The following is a 20,509-nucleotide window of genomic DNA, read 5'->3' as shown; positions in this document are numbered from 1 at the left end:
CCAGTTTCGCACTTCGCGATGCGAGTCACGTCGTTGTCGTACCAGCGGCGGCACGATCTCAAACGCATCCAGCTTCTGGCAACGCTCGCGCTACGGTGCGAGTGGTCCTAGCGTGCGCGCATTGAGCGCACTCGTACACGATCAAGACGGATTGCAGTCCCACAGCTCGCATCACCGGCTTGTGTTCGCGCGGGAACCGGAGGTGTGAACTGGATCACTTGCCGCTCAACCTAAATTCGATACTCTCTCGGCGTACTACCTTCAAACCGGTGGTTTGCTCGGGATCGAACATGAAACACGTCATTGCACTGTTCGTCGCTGCGATCACTCTTGTCGTGCTGCCCACGATTGCCGCGGCGGACTGTCCGAAAGGCTACGTGCCATGCGGCGAACGAAATCAGCTGTGCTGTCCGGGAAAGTAGCCGGCCGCAAATCGTTTTGGCTTGCTAGCGGAGTTTTTGTCGCGGTGGGACTGGTGATGATCGCAGCCTGGGCGGGATTCCCGCGAAAGAAGCAGACGATCACGGCCATCCTCTCCGAGACCGGATATTTTGAGGTGGTGCCGCCGAGCACGTTCGGCGGCCCTGGCACCATCAACACGATTGAGTATCTGAGCAACGGCCGGCTGGAGCTGCATCCGACTTGCGATGTCGATCCCGCGCTCCTGACCGGCAAGATCCAGAAATCGCCGACTGTGGACCGGGAGTTGAAGCAATCGCTGGAGAAGAATCTCGACGTGTCGGCACAGGTTAGGGACAAGCTATCCGCCGTCGCCGGCATGCAGCAGGTCGATTCGATCCACCTCAAGCTCGAGAACGCCAACATTCTGCTTGTTTCCGACGAGTCGCTGATGTCGACGCGCAATGCGTTGCTGAAGGCCGAATGCGCGGACGCGGTCACTCAGAACATTTCGAGCGGCGGCGTCGTGTGCCAGACCCGGTCCGTCCTCGAGGCCGACGTCGTCTACGAGATCAAATATCACAACAAGGTTTCGATGGAGGAACGGGCCAAGCTGACATCCGAGATCGCAGCCAAGCTTGACCTCGATGCACACCAGGGAGCGGACGACAAGGTGGCCGGCTCGCAACTGTTCTTCGGCATAAGGCTGTTGCCATATCCTATCCTTCTCGATTCTCCCAGCGGCAAGCCTAAGCCCTGTACGCGGGAGTAGGATCGACGCCGCGCGTTCACCCCTTCGGCGGCGCAAGCGGCTGCACGATCTCCTTGAACGGCGCCAGTGCCTCGCAGCGCTCGGCATGCGCGCTCAGCGCAGGATAGCGTGACGCGTCGAACAGCTGCGGATGCGCCTCGCGGGTGAAGCGGACGACGCAGGCGACTGCAACGTCGGCATGGCCGATGCGCGTCGCGAGCCAGTACGGCGTCGTCACCTTGGCGCGCTCGGCCTCCAGCACGGCGAGCACGTCCGCGATCTGCGCCTGGCAGCGCTCGACCCACAGCGCAAGCTGCTCCTTCCGCAGCACGCGCTCATCGAGCAGGCTCACCGCCTTGTCGCCGAGGCCGGAGGCGAGCGCGCAGATGCGCAAATGCTTGCGCCGCTCGGCGCCGCTGCGCGGCAGCATCGCCTTGTCGGGACCAACGAGCTCGTCGAGATAATCGAGGATGATCGTGCTCTCGATCAGCGCCTCGCCGTCATCGAGCACCAGCGTCGGCACGCGGCGCAGCGGATTATACGGCGCGATTCTGTCGGCATCGCCGAAGGTCGACCACGGCTTGTGCTCGAAGCCGAGGCCATAAAGCTTCAGCGCGATGGCGACGCGGCGGACGAAGGGGAATCATATTGGCCGATCAGGAACATCGTTCTCGCTCTTCCCAATGGTTGGACACGGCAGGGCCGATCAGTGTCGACGACAAGACCGCTGCCGCGCAAGGAAGATCTTGGAAATGGAGCATTGCGCCGGTTGCAACAGCGCCCGCGGCAGCATCACTCGAAAGGGCACGTGCCGCGCGCTCAAAGGCCGTCCTGGATCGAGCGCTTGATGGCGGCGATCGCGGTCTCGTTGCGCTTGTACATCGTCCACTGCTTGATGCGCTTGGCGCGCACCAGCTTTGCGGCGGTCAGCACCCGCATGTGCTCGCTCACCGTCGGCGCGCTGACGCCGAGTTTCTCGGCGATCAGCAATCCGCAGACGCCGTCCTCGACCAGGTCGCCATCGGCCTGCTCGCGAAAATGCTTCCTGGGGTCGCGCAGCCATTCCAGGATCTGCAGGCGACGCTCGTTGGCGAGCGCGCGCAAGGCGACGGCAAATTTCATTTAGCCATTTTGCTAATTACCTAATTGATGTCAATACTCCGATACGCTATCAAGGACGGCTCATGACAGCGACAACGAACATCACACGGGAGCGGATTGCGGCGACCGAGGCCGTCATCCGCCCGCATATCAGGCGCACGCCGCTCGTTCAGGCCGATCTCGCCGATTTCGGTTTGCCGACCGCGCCCATCACGCTCAAGCTCGAGATGCTGCAGCATTCCGGATCGTTCAAGGCGCGGGCGCCTTCGCCGAACCTGCTGCTGCGGCAGGTGCCCGAGACGGGCGTCGTCGCCGCATCCGGCGGCAATCACGGCGCGGCGGTGGCTTATGCGGCGCAGCGGCTCGGCATTCCCGCCACGATCTTCGTGCCCGACATCACCTCGCCGGCCAAGGCCGAGCGGATCAGAGGCTATGGCGCCAAGCTCGTGATCGCGGGCAGCCGCTATGCCGATGCGCTCGCCGCAAGCGAAGCCCATGTCGCGCAGACCGGCGCGCTGGCCGTCCACGCCTACGACCAGGCCGAGACCCTGCTCGGCCAGGGCAGCGTCGGCCTGGAGCTGGAACAGGACGCGCCCGGCATCGACACGCTGCTGGTGGCGGTCGGCGGCGGCGGACTGATCGGTGGCATTGCCGCGTGGTTCGCCGGCCGGACGCGCATCGTCGCGGTCGAACCGGAGCAATCGCCGACCCTGCACGCCGCGTTCGAAGCGGGAGCCCCGGTCGATGCACCGGCGGGCGGTCTCGCCGCCGACAGCCTTGCGCCGCGGCGCGTCGGCGAATTGATGTTTCCGATCGCGCGCGCTCATGTCGAGCGCGTCATCCTCGTCAGCGATGATGCGATCCGGCAAGCACAGGCCGCCCTGTGGTCGCACCTGCGCCTGGTGGCCGAACCCGGCGGCGCAGCCGCCTTTGCCGCGCTGCTCTCCGGCCGCTACCGTCCCTCGCCCGGTGAGCGCGTCGCGGTCCTGGTCTGCGGCGCCAACACCACGGCGGTGAATTTCGACGGCTAGCTTCAGGGTGACATCATCGGGCTTCACGATAACCGCTCCATCCGGCGTACGTACGACGCCATCGCGCGTGATCAGCCAATTGAAAAAACGACGGCGACGCCTATACTCCGTCATTGCGAGCGCAGCGAAGCAATCCAGGATCTTCTGCGGAGACAGTCGGATTGCTTCGTCGCATCAGCGCAAAATTGCTTCGCAATTTTGTCGCGAGCTCCTCGCAATGACGGTGTCAAGGCGGTCATGCGCAGCGAAATCCGGGGTCAGCGCGTGAGAAAAACCCGGATTGCGCTCCGCTCCATCCGGGCTACGAAGTCTACCGCTACCCCTCCCCCTCATCGCTCGCCAGCACGCCCTTCACCGCGCGCGCCCAGCCGGCGAGCTTCCGCTCCCGCGTCGCCTGGCTCATGTTTGGCTTGAAGCGGTGCTCGAGGCGCCAATTGTCGGCGAATTTTGTCGGCTCGGGATAGACGCCCGCGTTGAGGCCGGCGAGATAGGCGGCACCGAGCGCCGTGGTCTCCTGGATCACGGGGCGGTCGACCGGCGCGTCGAGCAGATCGGCGAGGCGCTGCATGGTCCAGTCCGACGCCGTCATGCCGCCGTCGACGCGGAGCACGACGCTCGCGGTTTCCGAGCTCGGCCAGTCCGCGCGCATCGCCGCCCAGAGGTCAAAAGTCTGGTAGCAGACGCTTTCCAGCGCGGCGTGGGCGAGCTCGGCGGGGCCCGTGTTGCGGGTGAGGCCGAACAGCGCGCCGCGCACGCGCGGATTCCAATAGGGCGCGCCCATGCCGACGAAAGCGGGGACGAGATAGACGCTCTGCATGGAATCGGATTGATCCGCGAGCGGACCGGTCTCGGCGGCGTGCTTGATGATGCCAAGGCCGTCGCGCAGCCATTGCACCGCGCTGCCGGCGACGAAGATCGAGCCTTCGAGCGCGTAGGTGCGTTTTCCCCGAGCTGATAGGCGACGGTCGTGAGCAGCTTGTTCTTCGACACCACCGGCGTGGTGCCGGTGTTGAGCAGCGCGAAGCAGCCGGTGCCGTAGGTCGACTTCATCATGCCCGGGCGGAAGCAGGCCTGGCCGATGGTCGCGGCCTGCTGGTCGCCGGCGATGCCGGAGATTGCGATGGCACCGCCGAACAGGTCCGGCGTGCTCTCGCCAAAGCGGGCGGAGGAATCCTTCACCTCGGGCAGCATCGAGCGCGGCACGCCGATGATCTCCAAGAGCTCGTCGTCCCACTGGCCGGTGTGAATGTTGAACAGCAGCGTGCGCGAGGCATTGGTGGCGTCGGTGGCGTGCACCTTGCCGCCGGTGAGGCGCCAGAGCGGATCAGCAATCGACGGTGCCGAACATCAATTCGCCGCGGGCGGCGCGCGCTCGCGCGCCGGGGACGTGGTCGAGGATCCAGGCCACCTTGGTGCCGGAAAAATAGGGATCGATGATCAGGCCGGTCTTCTGCGAGATCACGGGCTCGCGGCCATCGGCCTTCAGCTTGGCGCAGATGTCGGCGGTGCGGCGGTCCTGCCAGACGATGGCGCGGTGCACGGCCTGCCCGGTGGCGCGGTCCCACACCACGGTGGTCTCGCGCTGGTTGGTGATGCCGATCGCAGCGATGTCCTTTGCGGTGATGCCGGCCTGCTCGATCGCCTCGCGGCACACCATCAGGGTCGAGGTCCAGATGTCCTCGGGCTCGTGCTCGACCCAGCCCGAAGCCGGAAAATGCTGCGGGAATTCGGCTTGCGCCTTCGCCGCGATGGAAATGTCGCTGCGAAACACGATCGCGCGCGAAGAGGTGGTGCCCTGGTCGATGGCGAGGACGAAAGACATGGCGGCTTACCCTGGCGTTCTGGCTTTTTCCCTGGAGGGATCATTGTGTCGCGCCAAAGGGAGCGGATTGGAGGCGGAAGGTCAAGGCTCGCTCTCGCTTACCCTCCCCTGGAGAGGGAGGGTCGACCGCGCAGAGCGCGGGCGGGGTGGGGTGAAGCCACAAAGGTGGTCTCGCTTAGGTCGACAGAACGAACGCCGCTGTTCATACAGGAGCACCGCATCTGCGGATGGTCTGTCACCCCACCCCGCCACGCATTTCGCTTCGCTGCATGCGTAGCGACCCTCCCCCTCCAGGGGAGGGTAAACAAGGGTGGCTACCGGCGGCGATGTTTCAAGGGTTCTGTCTCTGCCTCGCGCGACCCGTACAACTCGACATAGATGCGTTCGAGCACGGCGGTCAGATCGCTCGTAATCTCCGAATTCCAAAAGCGGATGACGCTGTAACCCTCATTCTCAAGCCAGCGTTGGCGCACGAGGTCACGCTTGGTCTCATCGTCTCCGTTGTGGTGACCGCCGTCGAGTTCGATGATGAGGCGCCTGGCTGGCAAGAAGAAGTCGACGACGTAAGGTCCGATTGGAGCTTGCCGGCGGAAGTGCGAGCCTTCGAGTGGGACTTCCTTGAGGGCGCGCCACAGGATCCGCTCATTCGGCGTGGTGTTGGCTCTCAGCTTCTTCGCGGCGGCGCGTCGGATCGATGTTGAGACCATTTGTGTGGCTTCACCCCACCCCGCTCGCGCTTTGCGCGAGCGACCCTCCCCCTCCAGGGGAGGGTAAGGGAAGCGCGCTCGCGGCACACTTGCAAGTAGTAAAAGCCTACACCGCCGCGGTCGTCACGCCGCCGTCGATGACGATGGTCTGGCCGGTCATGAAGCTCGATGCGTCCGAGGCGAGGTAGGCGACGGCGCCGGCGATTTCGTCGGGTTCGCCGATGCGGCGGAGCGGCGTGGTGGCGGTGCGGCGCTTCAGCATGGCTTCGTCTTCCCACAGCGCGCGGGCGAAATCGGTCTTGACGAGGCCGGGGGCGATGCAGTTGACGCGGACGCCTTTCGGGCCCCATTCGCCGGCGAGCGAGCGGCACAGCGCGAAGTCGGCAGCTTTCGAGATGCCGTAGGCGCCGATCACGGTGGAGCCGCGCAAGCCGCCGATCGAGGAGATGATGATGACGGAGCCGCCTCCGCACTCGGCCATTTGCGGGATCGCGAGCGCGGAGAGCCAGATGTTGCTCTTGACGTTGCTGCCCATAATCTTGTCGAAGGCTTCATCCGTAATGTCGAGCAACGGGCCGTAATACGGGTTCACCGCGGCGTTGCAGACGAGGATGTCGATCTTGCCGTAATGCTTGGTCGCACCTGCGATCAACGCCTCGACCTCGGTCTTGCGCGCGATGTTGCAGGGAATGACGATGGCATCGCCGCCGGCCGCAATGATGCCGTCGGCGACCTCCTTGCACGCGTCGGCCTTTCGCGAGGACACCACGACTTTTGCCCCGAGCTTTGCCAGCAGTTCAGCGGAGGAGCGGCCGATGCCGCGGCTGGAGCCGGTGACGACGGCGACCTTGCCGGTGAGATCGAACGGGGTGTTTTTCATTGTTGGGCTCCGCTATGGCCGCACACTCGGTGTCATCGCCCGACTTGATCGGGCGATCCAGTACTCTGCGGCTGAAGTTGCGTAAACGAATTGCCGCCGCGAAGTACTGGATGCCCCGGTCAAGCCGGGGCATGACAGTCTTCGTGTGGTCTAGATCAGCTCAGATCAACCCGCCCGCATCGGCGACGCGGCGCTGATGGTAGTCGGTGTCGCCAAAGCTGTTCTCGATCATGGTGAGGCGCTTGAAGTAGTGGCCGATCTTCGCCTCCATGGTCATGCCGATGCCGCCGTGGAGCTGGATCGACTGCTGGCCGACGAATTTCAGCGACTTGCCGATCTGCACCTTGGCGGCGGCGATCGCGTTGCTGCGCTCCCTAGCGTTCTCGAAATCGCTCGCCATGGTCGCAAACATCGACATCGATCTCGCCTGCTCAGCCGCGACGAACATGTCGGAGGCGCGGTGCTGCAGCGATTGGAACGAGCCGATCGCGACGCCGAACTGTTTTCGCGTTTTGATGTACTCGACGGTGGTCTTGAGCGTCTCGTCCATCAGCCCGACCGCCTCGGCGCAAAGCGCGACGCGGGCCTCGTCGACGACGCGCTCGATCAGCGCGAGCGAATCCTCGGGATTGCCGAGCACGGCCTCGGGGCCGACCTCGACGCCGGTGAAGGTGATGTCGGCAGCATGCAGGCCGTCCTGGGTCGGATAGCCCTCTTCGCTACGCCCTTTGCATTGGCGGGAACCAGGAACACGCCGATGCCGCCATGATCGCGGCGCTCGCCCTTGGTGCGCGCGGTGACGATGAGGGTGTCGGCATTCTCGCCGTTGAGCACGACGAATTTCTCGCCGTCGATCACGTAGCCGTCGCCCTTCTTCTTCGCGGTCGTGGTGACATCGAACAGATCGTAGCGCGAGTTCTTCTCGAGCTGGGCAAACGCCAGCGTCTTGCTGCCGTCGATAAGCGAAGGCACGTGCGCTGCCTTCTGCGCGTCGGTGCCGGCATGGCGCAGGAAGCCGCCGCCGATCACCACCGTTGCGAGATAAGGCTCGAGCACCAGCGCCTTGCCGAGCGCCTCCATCACGATCATGGTCTCGACGCCGCCACCGCCGAAGCCGCCATCGGCCTCGCTGAAGGGGAGGCCGAGCAGGCCCTGCTCGGCGAGCTTGAGCCAGACGGCTTTGCTCCAGCCGCCCTTCTCGTTCATGTACTTCTTGCGGCTCTCGAAATCGTAGGAATTGGTCAAGAGGCCGTCGATGCTTTCCTTGAGAAGCCGCTGCTCCTCGGACAGATCAAAATCCATTTCTGTTTCCTCAAGTAACGAGTGTGTGCGTTGCGTGGGGCCCTTCTTCACCTCTCCCCCGTTTGCGGGAGAGGTCGGATCGCCTCGGCGATGCGAAGCATCGTCCGGTGCGATCCGGGTGAGGGGGTACCGCTCTCTCGACGATCTCAAGCTCGGAGAGAGGCCCCTCACCCCGACCCTCTCCCCGCAAGAGCGGGGCGAGGGAGAAGGGAGATCACAGCCCCAGCACCGCCTTGGCGATGATGTTGCGCTGGATCTCGTTGGAGCCGCCGTAGATCGAGACCTTGCGGTTGTTGAAGTAGCTCGGCGCGATCTGGGCGGTCCAGTCCATGGCTTCGTTCGAGCCGTCGTCGCCGTGCACGTCGTAGGGCGCGGCGAACGGGCCGATCACTTCCATCAAGAGCTCGGTGGTGGTCTGCTGGATCTCGGAGCCCTTGATCTTCAGCACGGACGAAGCCGGATTGGGCTTGCCCTTGCCATGCTTGCCCTCGTCGGCGACGACGCGGAGTTGGGTGAGCTCGAGCGCCTTCAGCTCGATCTCACAGGCGGCGAGCTTCTCGCGGAAGGCGGGGTCCTGGATGATCGGCTTGCCAGCGGATTCCACCTTGGAGGCGAGATCCCTGATGCGGCGGATGCGCTCCTTGGAGACGCCGACGCGGGCGATGCCGGTGCGCTCATTGCCGAGCAGGAATTTTGCGTAGTCCCAGCCCTTGTTCTCCTCGCCGATCAAATTCTCGACGGGCACCTCGACGTCGTCGAAGAAGACCTCGTTGACCTCATGGCCGCCGTCGATGGTCTGGATCGGGCGCACGGTGACACCTTTCGACTTCATCGAGAAGACGATGAAGGAGATGCCCATCTGCTTCTTGGCGTTGTTGTCGGTGCGGCACAGGCAGAAGATCATGTCGGCGTGCTGGGCCAGCGTGGTCCAGGTCTTCTGGCCGTTGATGATCCATTTGTCGCCCTTGCGCTCGGCCTTGGTCTTGAGCGAGGCGAGGTCGGAGCCGGAGCCGGGCTCGGAGAAGCCCTGGCACCACCAATCGTCGACATTGGCGATGCGCGGCAAATACTCTTCTTCTGCTCCTCGTTGCCGAAGGTGTAGATGACCGGGCCGACCATGCTGACGCCGAAGGCGAGAGGCTGCGGCGCCGGATAGGACTGCAGCTCCTCGTTGAAGATGTAGTGCTGCACGGATGTCCAGCCGGTGCCGCCATATTGCTTGGGCCAGTGACTGACGCCCCACCCCTTCTTGTTGAGGATGCGCCACCACGTCACCATCTCGTCCTTGCTGAGGTGACGGCCCTCGACCAGCTTGCGCCGCGTATCCGGCGGCACGTTGTCGCGGAAGAACTGCCGCACTTCCTCGCGAAACGCCTGCTCTTCTTTCGTGAATGCGAGATCCATCGGATCCTCCTACCCTTGTCGTCCCGGCGAAGGCCGGGACCCATAACCACCGGCCTTCGTTGTTTTGTGAAGGCCACTACCATCTGCGTTCCACACTCCTGCTGCGGAGTATGGGTCCTGGCCTCCGCCGGGACGACGTAACTACTACAACACCTCAAGAAGTCCGGCCGCGCCCATGCCACCGCCGACGCACATGGTGACGACGGCGTACTTCGCCTTGCGGCGGCGGCCTTCGATCAGGGCGTGGCCGGTGAGGCGCGCGCCCGACATGCCGTAGGGATGGCCGACCGCGATCGCGCCGCCGTCGACGTTGATTTTGTCGGGGTCGATGCCGAGCTTGTCGCGGCAATACAGCACCTGCACCGCGAAGGCTTCGTTGAGCTCCCAGAGGCCGATGTCGTCGACGGTAAGGCCGTGACGCTTGAGCAGGCGCGGCACAGCGAAGACCGGGCCGATGCCCATCTCGTCCGGCTCGCAGCCGGCGGAGACGAAGCCGCGGAAGATGCCAAGCGGCTTGAGGCCGCGCTTGGCGGCTTCCTTGTCGCTCATGATGACGGAGGCGCTGGCGCCGTCGGAGAGCTGGCTGGCATTGCCGGCGGTGATGGTGAAACCTTCGCCGCGCACGGGCTTGAGGCCGGCAAGGCCTTCGGCCGTGGTTTCGGGACGCGGACCTTCGTCTTGCGACAGCGTGACCTCTTTCATCGACACCGCACCGGTGGCCTTGTCGGTCACCGCCATCTGCGTGGTGATCGGCGCGAGCTCGTCCTTGAACTTGCCGCCCTGCTGCGCGGCGACGGTGCGGCGCTGGCTCTCCAGCGAATACTCGTCCTGCTTCTCGCGCGAGATGCCGTAGCGCTTGGCGACGATCTCGGCCGTGTCGATCATGGGCATGTAGACCTCGCCCTTGATCTTGAGCAGCGCCGGATCTTGCGCGTGGAAGCCGTTCATCTTGTCGTTCTGCACGAGGCTGATCGACTCGCCGCCGCCGCCGACCGCAATCTCAACGCCGTCGAAGATCACCGAGCGTGCGGCGAGCGCGATCGCCTGCAGGCCTGAGGCGCATTGCCGATCGATCGTGGTGCCGGCGACGGTGACGGGCAGGCCGGCGCGCAGCAGCGCCTTGCGCGCGATGTTGCCGCCGGTCGCGCCCTGCTGGAGGGCTGCGCCCATCACGACGTCCTCGATCTCCTTGGGATCGACCTTGGCGCGGGCGACGGCCTCGCCGATGGCGTGACCGAGCAGGGTCGCACCCTCGGTGGCGTTGAGCGCGCCGCGATAGGCCTTGCCGATCGGGGTGCGGGCGGTGGAAACGATGACGGCGTCGGTCAAGAGCGACCTCCTGATGCGGTTTTGGTGGATTGTGACGATTTCTGCTGCTGACGCAATTCGTGGCGCGACAGCTTTCCGACCGGCGTGCGCGGCAGATCGTCGACAAAGGCGACCTCGGCCGGCAATTCGTGCTTGCCGAGCTTCCCAGTGAGCTGGGTGCGCAGCTCGTCGAGCGAGAACGGTTTTGCGTCGGGCCTCAGCTTGATGAAGGCTTTTGCGGCCTCGCCGCGATACTGGTCGGGAATGCCGAGCACGATCACCTCGTGCACGCCGGGGATGGTGTAGATCGCCTGCTCGATCATCTGCGGATAGACGTTGAAGCCGCCGGAGATGATCATGTCCTTCTTGCGATCGACCAGGAAGAAATAGCCGTCCGCATCCATGTAGCCGATGTCGCCGGTGAGGAAGCGGCCGTCGACGAAGGCATCAGTCGATCCCTCCGGCTTGTTCCAGTAGCCCTTGGTGACGTTCGGGCCCTTGATGCGGATCTCGCCGACCTCGCCCGGCGGCAGCACGCGTCTCGGATCGTCCAGCGCGACGACGTCGAGCTCGATGCCCGGCAGCATCAGGCCGATCGAGCCGGGCTTGTCGGGGCCAACAGGCGGATGGCCGGTGCCGGGCGAGCAGGTCTCCGTCATGCCCCAGCCGCTGCGCAGCTTCTTGCCGACCTTGCGCTCGAAGAAGCTCGCGATCTCCACCGGCAGCGGCGCGCCGCCGGAGCCGATGCTGGCGAGCGAGGAGAAATCGCGCTTGTCGAGATCGGGCAGCGCGGCGATCGCGATCCACATCGTCGGTACGCCCGGAAAATATGTCGCGCGCTTGACCTCGATGTCGCGCATCACGGCCTCGACGTCGAAGCGCTGATGCAGCGAGATCAGATTGCCGCGGCGGAGCGAGGACAAGAGCACGACGGTGAGCGCGTAGATGTGGAACAGCGGCAGCACGCAGATCACGCGCTCGACGACATCGCCGCGCGCGGCGCGCGCCGGCTTGCCCAGACGTCGTAGATCGACACCGCGGAGGTGAGATTGCCATGGGTGAGCATGGCACCCTTGGGCAGGCCGGTGGTGCCGCCGGTATATTGCAGCAGCGCAACGTCGTCGGCCGTGACGGATGGCCACTCTGCCGGTGCGGCCGCGCCCTCGACGAAGGCTTTGAACGTGACGATGCGGGGATCCCTGGGGATCGCCGCCTGCGGCGTGCCGACCTTGCCCCAATCATCGTCCTCGCAGACGACGAGGCGATCGATCAGCCCCTTCTCCAAAAATTTCAGCGCCGTCGGCAGCAGCGCTGCGAGGTTGGAGGTGACCAGCAGGCGCGAGCCTGAGTTTGACACCTTGTGCGTCAACGCGATCTCGCCGTCGAGCGGCGACAGATGCGCGACGCGGGCGCCGGCCTTGAGCGCGCCGAAGAAATTGACGGGATGATCCGGCGTGTTGCCGAGGAACAGCGCGACGGAGCTGTTCTTGCCACAGCCGGCGCGCAGGAACGCCGCGGCGGCGCGCTCGGCCATCGCGGCGAGCTCGGTATAACTGATCGGACGGTCCCGGAATTCCAGCGCGGTGCGCGGACCGTAATCGGCGGCGGCCTTTGCCAGCAGGTCCGGAAGCGTGCCCTGGACGATGGTATCGTCCCACCGCACGCCCTCGGGATAAAACTGTTCGCCGGGATGGGTCATTCTTGCACCACAATCAGTCGTCATTCCGGGGCGCGACAAAGTCGCGAGCTACGATGCGCAATTGTGCATCGGAGAATCGATCAGGCAGCACCCTCAAAGGCGGAATGGATTCCGGGCCTGGCCCTTCGGGCCATTCTCCGTTGCGCAATTGCGCAACGGAGAATGACGCCCAGAGAGGCAGCGGCCATCACGCCGCTTTCGACGCCGCCGCCAGTGACGCGAACGTCTTGCCCTCCGCCGCGAGCTTCTTCAGCAGCGGTGCGGGCTCGAGGCTTGGGTCATTGGTCTCCTTGGCATAGAACGACAGGCGATCGGCGATGTGCTTGAGGCCGACGCTGTCGGCCCAGAACATCGGGCCGCCGCGGTAGATCGGCCAGCCATAGCCGTAGAGCCAGACCACGTCGATGTCGGAGGGACGCGCCGCGATGCCCTCTTCGAGGATCTTCGCGCCCTCGTTGATCATCGGATACATCATGCGCTCGAGGATCTCCTCGTCGCTGACGACGCGCTTCTTGCGACCGAGACGCAGCAGCGTCTCGTCGATCAGCTTCTCGACCTCGGGATCCGGCAGCGGCGCGCGCGAGCCTGCCTCGTACTTGTAGTAGCCCTTGCCGGTCTTCTGGCCGAAGCGGCCGGCTTCGCACAACGCGTCCGCGATCTCCGACTTGATGCCGCGATCTTTCCGCGACCGCCAGCCGATGTCGAGGCCGGCGAGATCGCCCATCGCGAACGGCCCCATCGGCATGCCGAACTTGGTCACGACAGCATCGACCTGCTGCGGCAGCGCACCTTCGAACAGCAGCTTCTCGGACTGCTTGCCGCGCTGGGCGAGCATGCGGTTACCCACAAAACCGTCGCAGACGCCGACCACGGCCGGCACCTTGGCGATCTTGCGCGCGATGGTGACGGCGGTCACCAGTGCGTCCGGCGCGGTCTTGTCGGCGCGCACGATCTCGCAGAGCTTCATGACGTTGGCCGGCGAGAAGAAGTGCATGCCCAAAACGTCCTGCGGACGCTTGGTCGACTTCGCGATCTCGTCGATGTTGAGATACGAGGTGTTGGAGGCGAGCACCGCGCCGGGCTTGGCGTACTGGTCGAGCTTGCCGAACACTTCCTTCTTCACCGCCATGGTCTCGAACACGGCCTCGATGACGAGGTCGGCATCGCCGACATTCTCGATGCCAACGACGCCGTTGATCAAAGCCATGCGCTTGGCGGGCGCATCGGCCGGGATGCCGCCGCGCGCCGCGGTGGCTTCCCAGTTCTTCTGCATGACGCCCATGCCACGCTTGAGCTGCTCCTCGCCGGTCTCGATCAGGGTAACGGGGATGCCCGCATTGGCAAACGACATCGCAATGCCGCCGCCCATGGTGCCGGCGCCGAGAATGGCAACACGGTTGACCGAGCGCGACTTGGTCCCATCAGGGACACCCGCGATCTTGGCAGCCTCGCGCTCGGCGAAGAAGGCATAACGCTGCGCCTTGGACTGGTCACTGGCGACGAGCTTGAGGAAGCCCTCGCGCTCCTTCTTCAGACCTTCGTCGAACGGTAGGTCAATGGCGTAGCCGACGGCGTCGGCCGCCGCGAACGGCGCTTCCAGGCCGCGCGACTTCTTGGTCATGGCCGCAACGGCATTGGTGAAGATCGAACGGTCGGCCTTGGCCGCAGCGAGCTTGGAATCGTCGTCGCGCAGGCGCCGCAGCGGGCGCTTCTCGGCCAGCAGCTTGCGCACGAAGGCCTCGCCGCCCGAGGCCGGACCTTCGATGATCTCCTCGATCAGGCCGTTCTTCAGCGCTTCCGCAGCACCAATGGGATCACCGCCGACGATCATCTTGACCGCGAGCTCGGGTCCGACCGCGCGCGGCAGGCGCTGGGTGCCGCCGGCGCCCGGCAACAGGCCGAGCTTCACCTCGGGCAGGCCGAGCTTGGCTTCTTTCACCGCAACGCGGTAATGACAGGCGAGCGCGACCTCGAGGCCGCCGCCGAGCGCGGTGCCGTGGATCGCGGCGACCACCGGCTTCGGCGAATTCTCGATCTCGGACAGCACGTCGTTGAGGGCGGGCGGCTTCGGCGGCTTGCCGAATTCGGTGATGTCGGCGCCCGCAATGAAGGTGCGGCCGGCGCAGGTCAGAACGATGCCCTTGATCGCGGGATCCGCGACCGCGGCCTTGATGCGCTCCAAGATGCCGCCGCGGACCGCGGCACTCAGCGCATTGACCGGAGGGCTGTCGACCGTAACGATCCCGACTTCATCATGACGCTCAAGCTTGACCACTTCGCTCACGGTGTCCCTCCTTGGTGGGGATTTAATTTTGTTCGATTTCGCGGTGCGGAATTTAATTCCGCATCTTGACGGCAGGGTTATTTTGAAGCACGGACGTTGTCAACGACTCCGCGCAAGAAGCAGATCAGGGATGAAGCGTACAGGCAAGAAGACCGCGACCGACCGGAATTTCGTCGTCGCGCTTTCCCGCGGACTGGACGTATTGCGCGCATTCCAACCCAATGACGGCCTTCTCGGCAATCAGGAGATCGCGGCGCGGACAAATCTGCCCAAGCCGACCGTGTCGCGGCTGACTTATACGCTGACGAAGCTCGGCTATCTGACGCCGGTTCCCCGTTTCGAGAAGTACCAGCTCGCACCCGCGGCGATGTCGCTCGGTTACGCCGCGCTCGCCAATCTCGGCGTTCGGCATTTGTCCGAGCCGTTCCGCGAGGACGTGATGCGCGCGACCGGCGGAGCGGTTGCCGTCGGCGGCCGCGACCGTCACAGCATGATCTATTTCGGGCAGAGCCGCGGCAGCGAGACGGTCGGGGTTCAACTTGACGTCGGCTCGCGCGTGCCGATTGCAACCAGTGCGATGGGTCGCGCCTATTTCTGGGCGCTCGACGCCGATGATCGCGCAGAGCTCTCGCGTCTCTTGCGCGAGCATTACGGCAGCCGCTGGCCAAAGATGCGCGATGGATTGGAACGCTCCGGCGAGACCGTGGCGAAATACGGCTTTGCGATTTCCGTCGGCGACTGGCACGACGACATCGGCGCCGCCGGCGTCGCGCTCAAGCTCAACGACGGAACCGGACCCTACGCATTCAATTGCGGCGCGCCCGCATTCCGTTTCACGGAAGAGCGTTTGATCAACGACATTGGACCGCGTCTGCTTGCGATGGTAAGGAACATCGAAGCGGCACTCGGGGGTCTGATGCCGCATTCAAAAAAAGACGTCAGCAAAAAGCTGAAATCAGGAGGAAAAGTTGCGCGTGTGGCCGAGGGATTCAGATAGCCTTTGTCATCATCGGGAGCGGTCCGCATCGCCCCTTCGCCCACTGCTCAGTGTGGGCGAGACGAGATGACGCAGGCACAGCTCGCGCGGGGGACATCGCCCCTGCTCGCGGTTCGCGACGTCAGCGTCGTGTTCGGCGGCATCATCGCGCTCAACGGCGTGTCCTTCGACATGCACAAGGGACAGATCCTCGGATTGATCGGCCCCAACGGCGCCGGCAAGACCACGCTCTTCAACTGCCTGTCCCGGCTCTACCAGCCGTCGTCCGGCGACATCCTGATGGAAGGCGTGAGCATCCTGTCGCGGCCGCCGCACCGGATCGCCGAGATCGGCATCGGCCGCACCTTCCAGAACGTGGCGCTATTTCCGAATCTCTCGGTGATGGACAATGTCCGTGTCGGCGCCCATTCGAAGACCTCCAGCGACATCGTCAGCGACTCTCTGAAATTGGCCTGGGTCCGGCGCAGCGAAACCAGCGTCAACAAGAAGGTGCACGAGATCCTCGCCTATCTAGACCTCGAGAATGTCGCCCACACTGTCGTCTCCGGCCTGCCCTTCGGCACACAGAAGCGCGTCGAGCTGGCCCGTGCGCTGGCGGCCGACCCGAAGATCCTGCTGCTCGACGAGCCGGCCGGCGGCCTCAACCACGAAGAGGTCTATGTGCTCGGCGACCTCATTCGCCGCATCCGCGACGATCGCCACATGACCGTGCTGCTGGTCGAGCACCACATGGGCCTCGTGATGTCGATCGCCGACCACGTCGTCGCGCTCAATTTCGGCAAGAAGCTCGCGGAAGGCACGCCTGCCCAGGTGCAGGCGGACCCGGACGTCATCAAGGCCTATCTCGGGAGCAAGGACCAATGACGACGCTGCTCAACGTCAAGGACCTGCGCGCCTATTACGGCCAGGTCCAGGCGCTCCATGGCCTGTCCTTCTCGCTCAACGAGGGCTCGCTGACGACGCTGCTGGGTGCCAACGGCGCCGGCAAGACCACGACGCTGCGCGCGATCTGCAACATGGTGCGCTCGACCGGCGGCATCGAGTTCGACGGCAAGCCGCTGAACAACCGCTCGACCGAGAACATCGTGCGGTTCGGCATCGCCCATGTGCCGCAGGGTCGCGGCACCTTCACCACCATGACGGTGGAGGAGAACCTCCAGCTCGGGGCCATTACCCGCAAGGACAGCGCCGGCATCGTCTCCGACATCGAGCGCATGTATGCGCATTTCCCTGTGCTGAAGCAGCGGCACACCCAGCAGGCCGGCACGCTGTCCGGCGGCGAGCAGCAGATGCTTGCGGTGGCCCGCGCGCTGATGCTGAGGCCACGGCTGATGCTGCTCGATGAGCCATCCTTCGGCCTTGCGCCGCTGGTGGTCCGCGACCTGTTCGGCATCCTCGGCAAGATCAACCGCGAGGACAAGGTCACGATCCTGGTGGTCGAGCAGAACGCCCAGCTCGCGCTCGAACTCGCCGACCATGCCTATGTGATCGAGACCGGCCGCATCGTGATGTCGGGCAAAGCCAAGGACATCGCGAACAACGAAGAAATCCGCAAATCCTATCTGGGTTACTGAGGGAGCCGGGACAATGGAGCTGTTCACCAACCAGGTCCTGGCCGGGATTGCCACCGGCGCGATCTATGCCTGCATGGCGCTCGCCGTGGTCATGATCTACCAGGCGATCGACCATCTCAACTTCGCGCAAGGCGAGATGGCGATGTTCTCGACCTTCATCTCCTGGCAGTTGATGCAATGGGGCGTGCCCTATTGGGTCGCTTTCGTCCTTACGTTGGCTTTCGCGTTCGCAGGAGGCATCGCCATCGAGCGCATCCTGTTCAAGCCGCTCGCCAAGGCGCCGATCCTGACCAATGTTGCCGGCTTCATCGCGCTGTTCGCCATCATCAACTCCTCGGCCGGCCTGATCTGGGATTTTACCATCAAGCAATATCCGACCCCGTTCGGCTCCTCGCCGTTCCTGGGTAGTCAGCTGATCTCGACCCACCAGGCCGGCATGATCGGTGTCACCCTGCTGCTCCTGGTCGCGCTCTACTTCTTCTTTCAGTACACGCGGATCGGGCTCGCAATGCGGGCGGCCGCCTCGTTACCTGAATCGGCGCGGCTCGTCGGCATCAACACGAGCTGGATGATCGCGCTCGGCTGGGGCATGGCTTCTGCCATCGGCGCGATTGCCGGCATGCTGATCGCGCCGGTCGTGTTCCTGGAGCCCAACATGATGGTCGGCGTCCTGCTTTATGGCTTTGCTGCGGCGGTGCTGGGCGGTCTGTCGAGCCCGTTCGGCGCTGTGGTCGGCGGCTTCCTGATGGGCATCTTCGAAAACCTCGTCGGCACCTACATTCCCGGCGTCGGCAACGAGCTGAAACTTCCGATCGCGCTTGCGCTGATCATTTCCGTCCTGGTCGTCAAACCCGCTGGCCTGTTCGGCCGGCACATCGTCAAGCGAGTTTGATCATGAGCGCAGCAGAAGAAGTCGTCGCGGAAGGCCACGAGACGGTCGAAGCCGTTCCGAAGCGGGCCATGACGCTGAGCACGACCACCTCGCTGGTCGTGCTGGCTGCACTGCTAATCGCGCCCGTCTTCGTCAAGAACTTCATCATCTTCCAGATGACGATGCTGCTGATCTACGGGCTTGCGGTGCTGGCGCTGAACATCCTGACCGGCGGCTCCGGCCAGTTCTCGCTCGGCCAGAGCGCCTTCTATGCCGTCGGCGCCTATACGACCGCGGTGTTGATGGAGTACTTCAACGTCAACTACGCGCTGACGCTGCCGATCGCCGGAGTCGTCTGCTTCGGCTTCGGCTTCCTGTTCGGGCAGCCGGCGCTGCGGCTTTCCGGCGTTTACCTCGCGCTCGCGACCTTCGCGCTCGCCACAGCTATGCCGCAACTGCTCAAGCTTAACTTCCTCGAGCACTGGACCGGCGGCGTGCAGGGTCTCGTCGTCACCAAGCCGGACGCGCCGTTCGGGCTGCCGATGTCGCAGGACATGTGGCTCTATTACTTCACGCTTGCGGTCACGCTCGCGATCTACGTCTTCTCGGTGAACCTGCTGCGCTCCCGCTCGGGACGCGCCTTCATGGCGATCCGCGACAACGAGATCGCGGCGTCCTCGATGGGCGTCAATGTCGCGCTCTACAAGACGCTGGCGTTTGGCGTGTCCGCCGGCATCACCGGCATCGCCGGCGCTTTGGGTGCGATCGCGGTGCAGTTTGTGGCGCCGGACAGCTTCACGATCAACCTCGCGATCTCGCTGTTCCTCGGCATGGTCGTCGGCGGCGTGGGCTGGCTGCCCGGCTCGTTCGTCGGCGCGGCCTTCATCATCTTCGTGCCGAACATCGCGGAGGGCATCTCCAAGGGCCTCTCCGGCGCAGTGTTCGGCGTGCTCCTGTTCCTCGTCATCTACCTCGTGCCGCATGGCGCAAGGCAGCTCGCGATCCTGGGCCAGCAACTTTCCGGCAAGCTCAGAAAGACCTGAATACCTCTCATCACGACAGTCGTTTAACGAAGGAGACCGAATTGCTTTTTGGAAGAACACTGCGAGCCGCCGCGCTGGTCACGGCAACGGCGGCCATTGCCCTCACCTCCGGCGCTGCACTCGCCCAAAAGAAATACGACACCGGCGCGTCCGATACCGAGATCAAGATCGGCAACATCATGCCGTACAGCGGTCCGGCGTCGGCCTATGGCATCATCGGCAAGACCGAAGAAGCCTATTTCAAGATGATCAACGACAAGGGCGGCATCAACGGCCGCAAGATCAACTTCGTCACCTATGACGACGCCTATTCGCCGCCGAAGGCGGTCGAGCAGGTCCGCAAGCTCGTCGAGAGCGACGAGGTGCTGGCCGTGTTCAACCCGCTCGGTACGCCGTCGAACAGCGCGATCCAGAAATACCTGAACGCCAAGAAGATCCCGCAGCTCTTCGTCGCCACCGGCGCCACCAAGTGGAACGACCCGAAGAACTTCCCCTGGACCATGGGCTGGCAGCCCTCCTACCAGAGCGAAGCGCAGATCTACGCGAAATGGCTAATGAAGGAAAAGCCGGACGCCAAGGTCGCGATCCTCTACCAGAACGACGATTTCGGCAAAGACTACCTCAAAGGCACCAAGGACGGCCTCGGCGCCAAGGCCTCGTCCATGATCATCATGGAAGAGAGCTACGAGGTGTCCGAGCCGTCGATCGACGGACATATCGTCAAGATCAAGGCCGCCAATCCCGACGTGCTGCTGATCTATGCGACGCCGAAGTTCGCGGCCCAGACCATCAAGAAGACCGCCGAGCTCAGCTGGAAACCGCTCCAGATCCTCACCAACGTGTCGATCTCGGTCGGCAGCGTGATGAAGCCGGCCGGCTTCGAGAACGCTCAGGGCGTGCTGTCGGCGGCCTATGCCAAGGACTCGACGGATCCGCAGTGGAACAACGACCCCGGCATGAAGAAGTGGAACGAGTTCGTCGACAAGTACATGCCGGGTGCCGACAAGACCGACACCGCCATGGTCTACGGCTATGGCGCAGCGTCGACCCTGGCCAAGGTCCTGGAGCTGTGCGGTGGCGATCTGACCCGCGCCAACCTCATGAAGCAGGCAGCGTCGTTGAAGGACTTTGCTCCGGACACGTTGCTGCCGGGCGTCAAGATCAACACCAGCGCCACCGACTTTGCCCCGATTGCGCAGCTCCAGATGCAGCGCTTCAAGGGCGAGAAGTGGGAACTTTTCGGCGAGATCATCAGCGGCGACGTCGCCTCCGAATGACACGCTGACGCAACAATTCAAGTCGATAAGCCCCCGCGGGCGACCGCGGGGGCTTTTTG

The 20,509-nt window shown here is 64.2% G+C and carries 13 protein-coding genes and 5 pseudogenes; 8 read left to right on the top strand and 10 right to left on the bottom strand.

What is annotated here, in order from left to right:
* Window positions 1-466 precede the first annotated feature (466 nt).
* Window positions 467-1,171 carry a hypothetical protein gene (locus ACSKB8_RS13435; RefSeq protein ID WP_438104583.1) on the top strand — a complete coding sequence of 235 codons (705 nt, stop codon included), beginning with the start codon at window positions 467-469 and terminating at the stop codon, window positions 1,169-1,171.
* 16 nt (window positions 1,172-1,187) lie between these two features.
* On the opposite strand, the pseudogene ACSKB8_RS13430 reads toward ACSKB8_RS13435, so the two are convergent.
* Together ACSKB8_RS13430 and ACSKB8_RS13425 are read right to left on the bottom strand one after the other, a co-directional pair.
* Window positions 1,188-1,816, bottom strand: a pseudogene (locus tag ACSKB8_RS13430) (glutathione S-transferase family protein).
* Window positions 1,817-1,969: 153 nt separating this feature from the next.
* Window positions 1,970-2,272, bottom strand: a complete 303-nt coding sequence (locus ACSKB8_RS13425) for an ArsR/SmtB family transcription factor (RefSeq protein ID WP_018318809.1) — start codon at window positions 2,270-2,272, stop codon at window positions 1,970-1,972.
* Between the two features lie 62 nt (window positions 2,273-2,334).
* Here ACSKB8_RS13425 and ACSKB8_RS13420 point away from each other — a divergent pair, with 62 nt between their 5' ends.
* Window positions 2,335-3,282 (top strand): threonine/serine dehydratase, encoded by a 948-nt coding sequence (locus ACSKB8_RS13420; RefSeq protein WP_438104581.1) that lies wholly within the window; start codon window positions 2,335-2,337, stop codon window positions 3,280-3,282.
* A 316-nt stretch (window positions 3,283-3,598) separates the two neighbouring features.
* Here ACSKB8_RS13420 and glpK read toward each other — a convergent pair.
* The 8 genes and pseudogenes from glpK to ACSKB8_RS13380 all read right to left on the bottom strand — a co-directional run bounded on the left by glpK (window position 3,599) and on the right by ACSKB8_RS13380 (window position 14,688).
* A pseudogene (glpK, locus tag ACSKB8_RS13415) lies at window positions 3,599-5,104 on the bottom strand (glycerol kinase GlpK).
* A 314-nt stretch (window positions 5,105-5,418) separates the two neighbouring features.
* Entirely contained in the window at window positions 5,419-5,811 is a 393-nt protein-coding gene (locus ACSKB8_RS13410) for an endonuclease domain-containing protein (protein ID WP_438104580.1), read from the bottom strand.
* Window positions 5,812-5,917: 106 nt separating this feature from the next.
* On the bottom strand, window positions 5,918-6,691 hold the full coding sequence (locus ACSKB8_RS13405; RefSeq protein WP_438104578.1) for an SDR family NAD(P)-dependent oxidoreductase: 774 nt from the start codon (window positions 6,689-6,691) through the stop codon (window positions 5,918-5,920).
* Between the two features lie 160 nt (window positions 6,692-6,851).
* Window positions 6,852-7,993: pseudogene (gene pimD / locus ACSKB8_RS13400) on the bottom strand (pimeloyl-CoA dehydrogenase small subunit).
* A 214-nt stretch (window positions 7,994-8,207) separates the two neighbouring features.
* A pseudogene (gene pimC, locus ACSKB8_RS13395) lies at window positions 8,208-9,397 on the bottom strand (pimeloyl-CoA dehydrogenase large subunit).
* A 144-nt stretch (window positions 9,398-9,541) separates the two neighbouring features.
* On the bottom strand, window positions 9,542-10,726 hold the full coding sequence (locus tag ACSKB8_RS13390; protein WP_438104576.1) for an acetyl-CoA C-acyltransferase: 1,185 nt from the start codon (window positions 10,724-10,726) through the stop codon (window positions 9,542-9,544).
* Window positions 10,723-12,404 (bottom strand): annotated as a pseudogene (gene pimA, locus ACSKB8_RS13385) (dicarboxylate--CoA ligase PimA). The gene ACSKB8_RS13390 and the pseudogene pimA overlap by 4 nt, the downstream one beginning before the upstream one ends.
* A 187-nt stretch (window positions 12,405-12,591) precedes the next feature.
* On the bottom strand, window positions 12,592-14,688 hold the full coding sequence (locus ACSKB8_RS13380) for a 3-hydroxyacyl-CoA dehydrogenase NAD-binding domain-containing protein (protein ID WP_438104575.1): 2,097 nt from the start codon (window positions 14,686-14,688) through the stop codon (window positions 12,592-12,594).
* A gap of 130 nt (window positions 14,689-14,818) precedes the next feature.
* On the opposite strand from ACSKB8_RS13380, the gene ACSKB8_RS13375 reads away from it, so the two are divergent.
* From ACSKB8_RS13375 to ACSKB8_RS13350, 6 genes are all read left to right on the top strand, one after another.
* On the top strand, window positions 14,819-15,685 hold the full coding sequence (locus ACSKB8_RS13375) for an IclR family transcriptional regulator (protein WP_370987948.1): 867 nt from the start codon (window positions 14,819-14,821) through the stop codon (window positions 15,683-15,685).
* Between the two features lie 66 nt (window positions 15,686-15,751).
* Window positions 15,752-16,549, top strand: coding sequence for an ABC transporter ATP-binding protein (locus tag ACSKB8_RS13370; protein ID WP_091890387.1), 798 nt, complete (start codon window positions 15,752-15,754; stop codon window positions 16,547-16,549).
* The gene (locus ACSKB8_RS13365) at window positions 16,546-17,259 is read left to right on the top strand and encodes an ABC transporter ATP-binding protein (protein ID WP_370987947.1); all 714 of its coding nucleotides are present in this window, start codon (window positions 16,546-16,548) and stop codon (window positions 17,257-17,259) included. Before ACSKB8_RS13370 ends, ACSKB8_RS13365 begins: the two co-directional genes overlap by 4 nt.
* Before the next feature lie 13 nt (window positions 17,260-17,272).
* Entirely contained in the window at window positions 17,273-18,151 is an 879-nt protein-coding gene (locus tag ACSKB8_RS13360; protein ID WP_091890393.1) for a branched-chain amino acid ABC transporter permease, read from the top strand.
* A gap of 2 nt (window positions 18,152-18,153) precedes the next feature.
* Entirely contained in the window at window positions 18,154-19,173 is a 1,020-nt protein-coding gene (locus tag ACSKB8_RS13355; RefSeq protein WP_091890396.1) for a branched-chain amino acid ABC transporter permease, read from the top strand.
* 41 nt (window positions 19,174-19,214) lie between these two features.
* The gene (locus ACSKB8_RS13350; RefSeq protein ID WP_438104572.1) at window positions 19,215-20,450 is read left to right on the top strand and encodes an ABC transporter substrate-binding protein; all 1,236 of its coding nucleotides are present in this window, start codon (window positions 19,215-19,217) and stop codon (window positions 20,448-20,450) included.
* Window positions 20,451-20,509 lie beyond the last annotated feature (59 nt).

The sequence above is a fragment of the Bradyrhizobium sp. BR 1432 genome, assembly GCF_051547705.1.
In the GTDB taxonomy this organism is placed as follows: domain Bacteria; phylum Pseudomonadota; class Alphaproteobacteria; order Rhizobiales; family Xanthobacteraceae; genus Bradyrhizobium; species Bradyrhizobium zhanjiangense.
The sequence above is the reverse complement of the archived record's forward strand: the minus strand, read 5'-3'. Positions and strand labels throughout refer to the sequence as shown.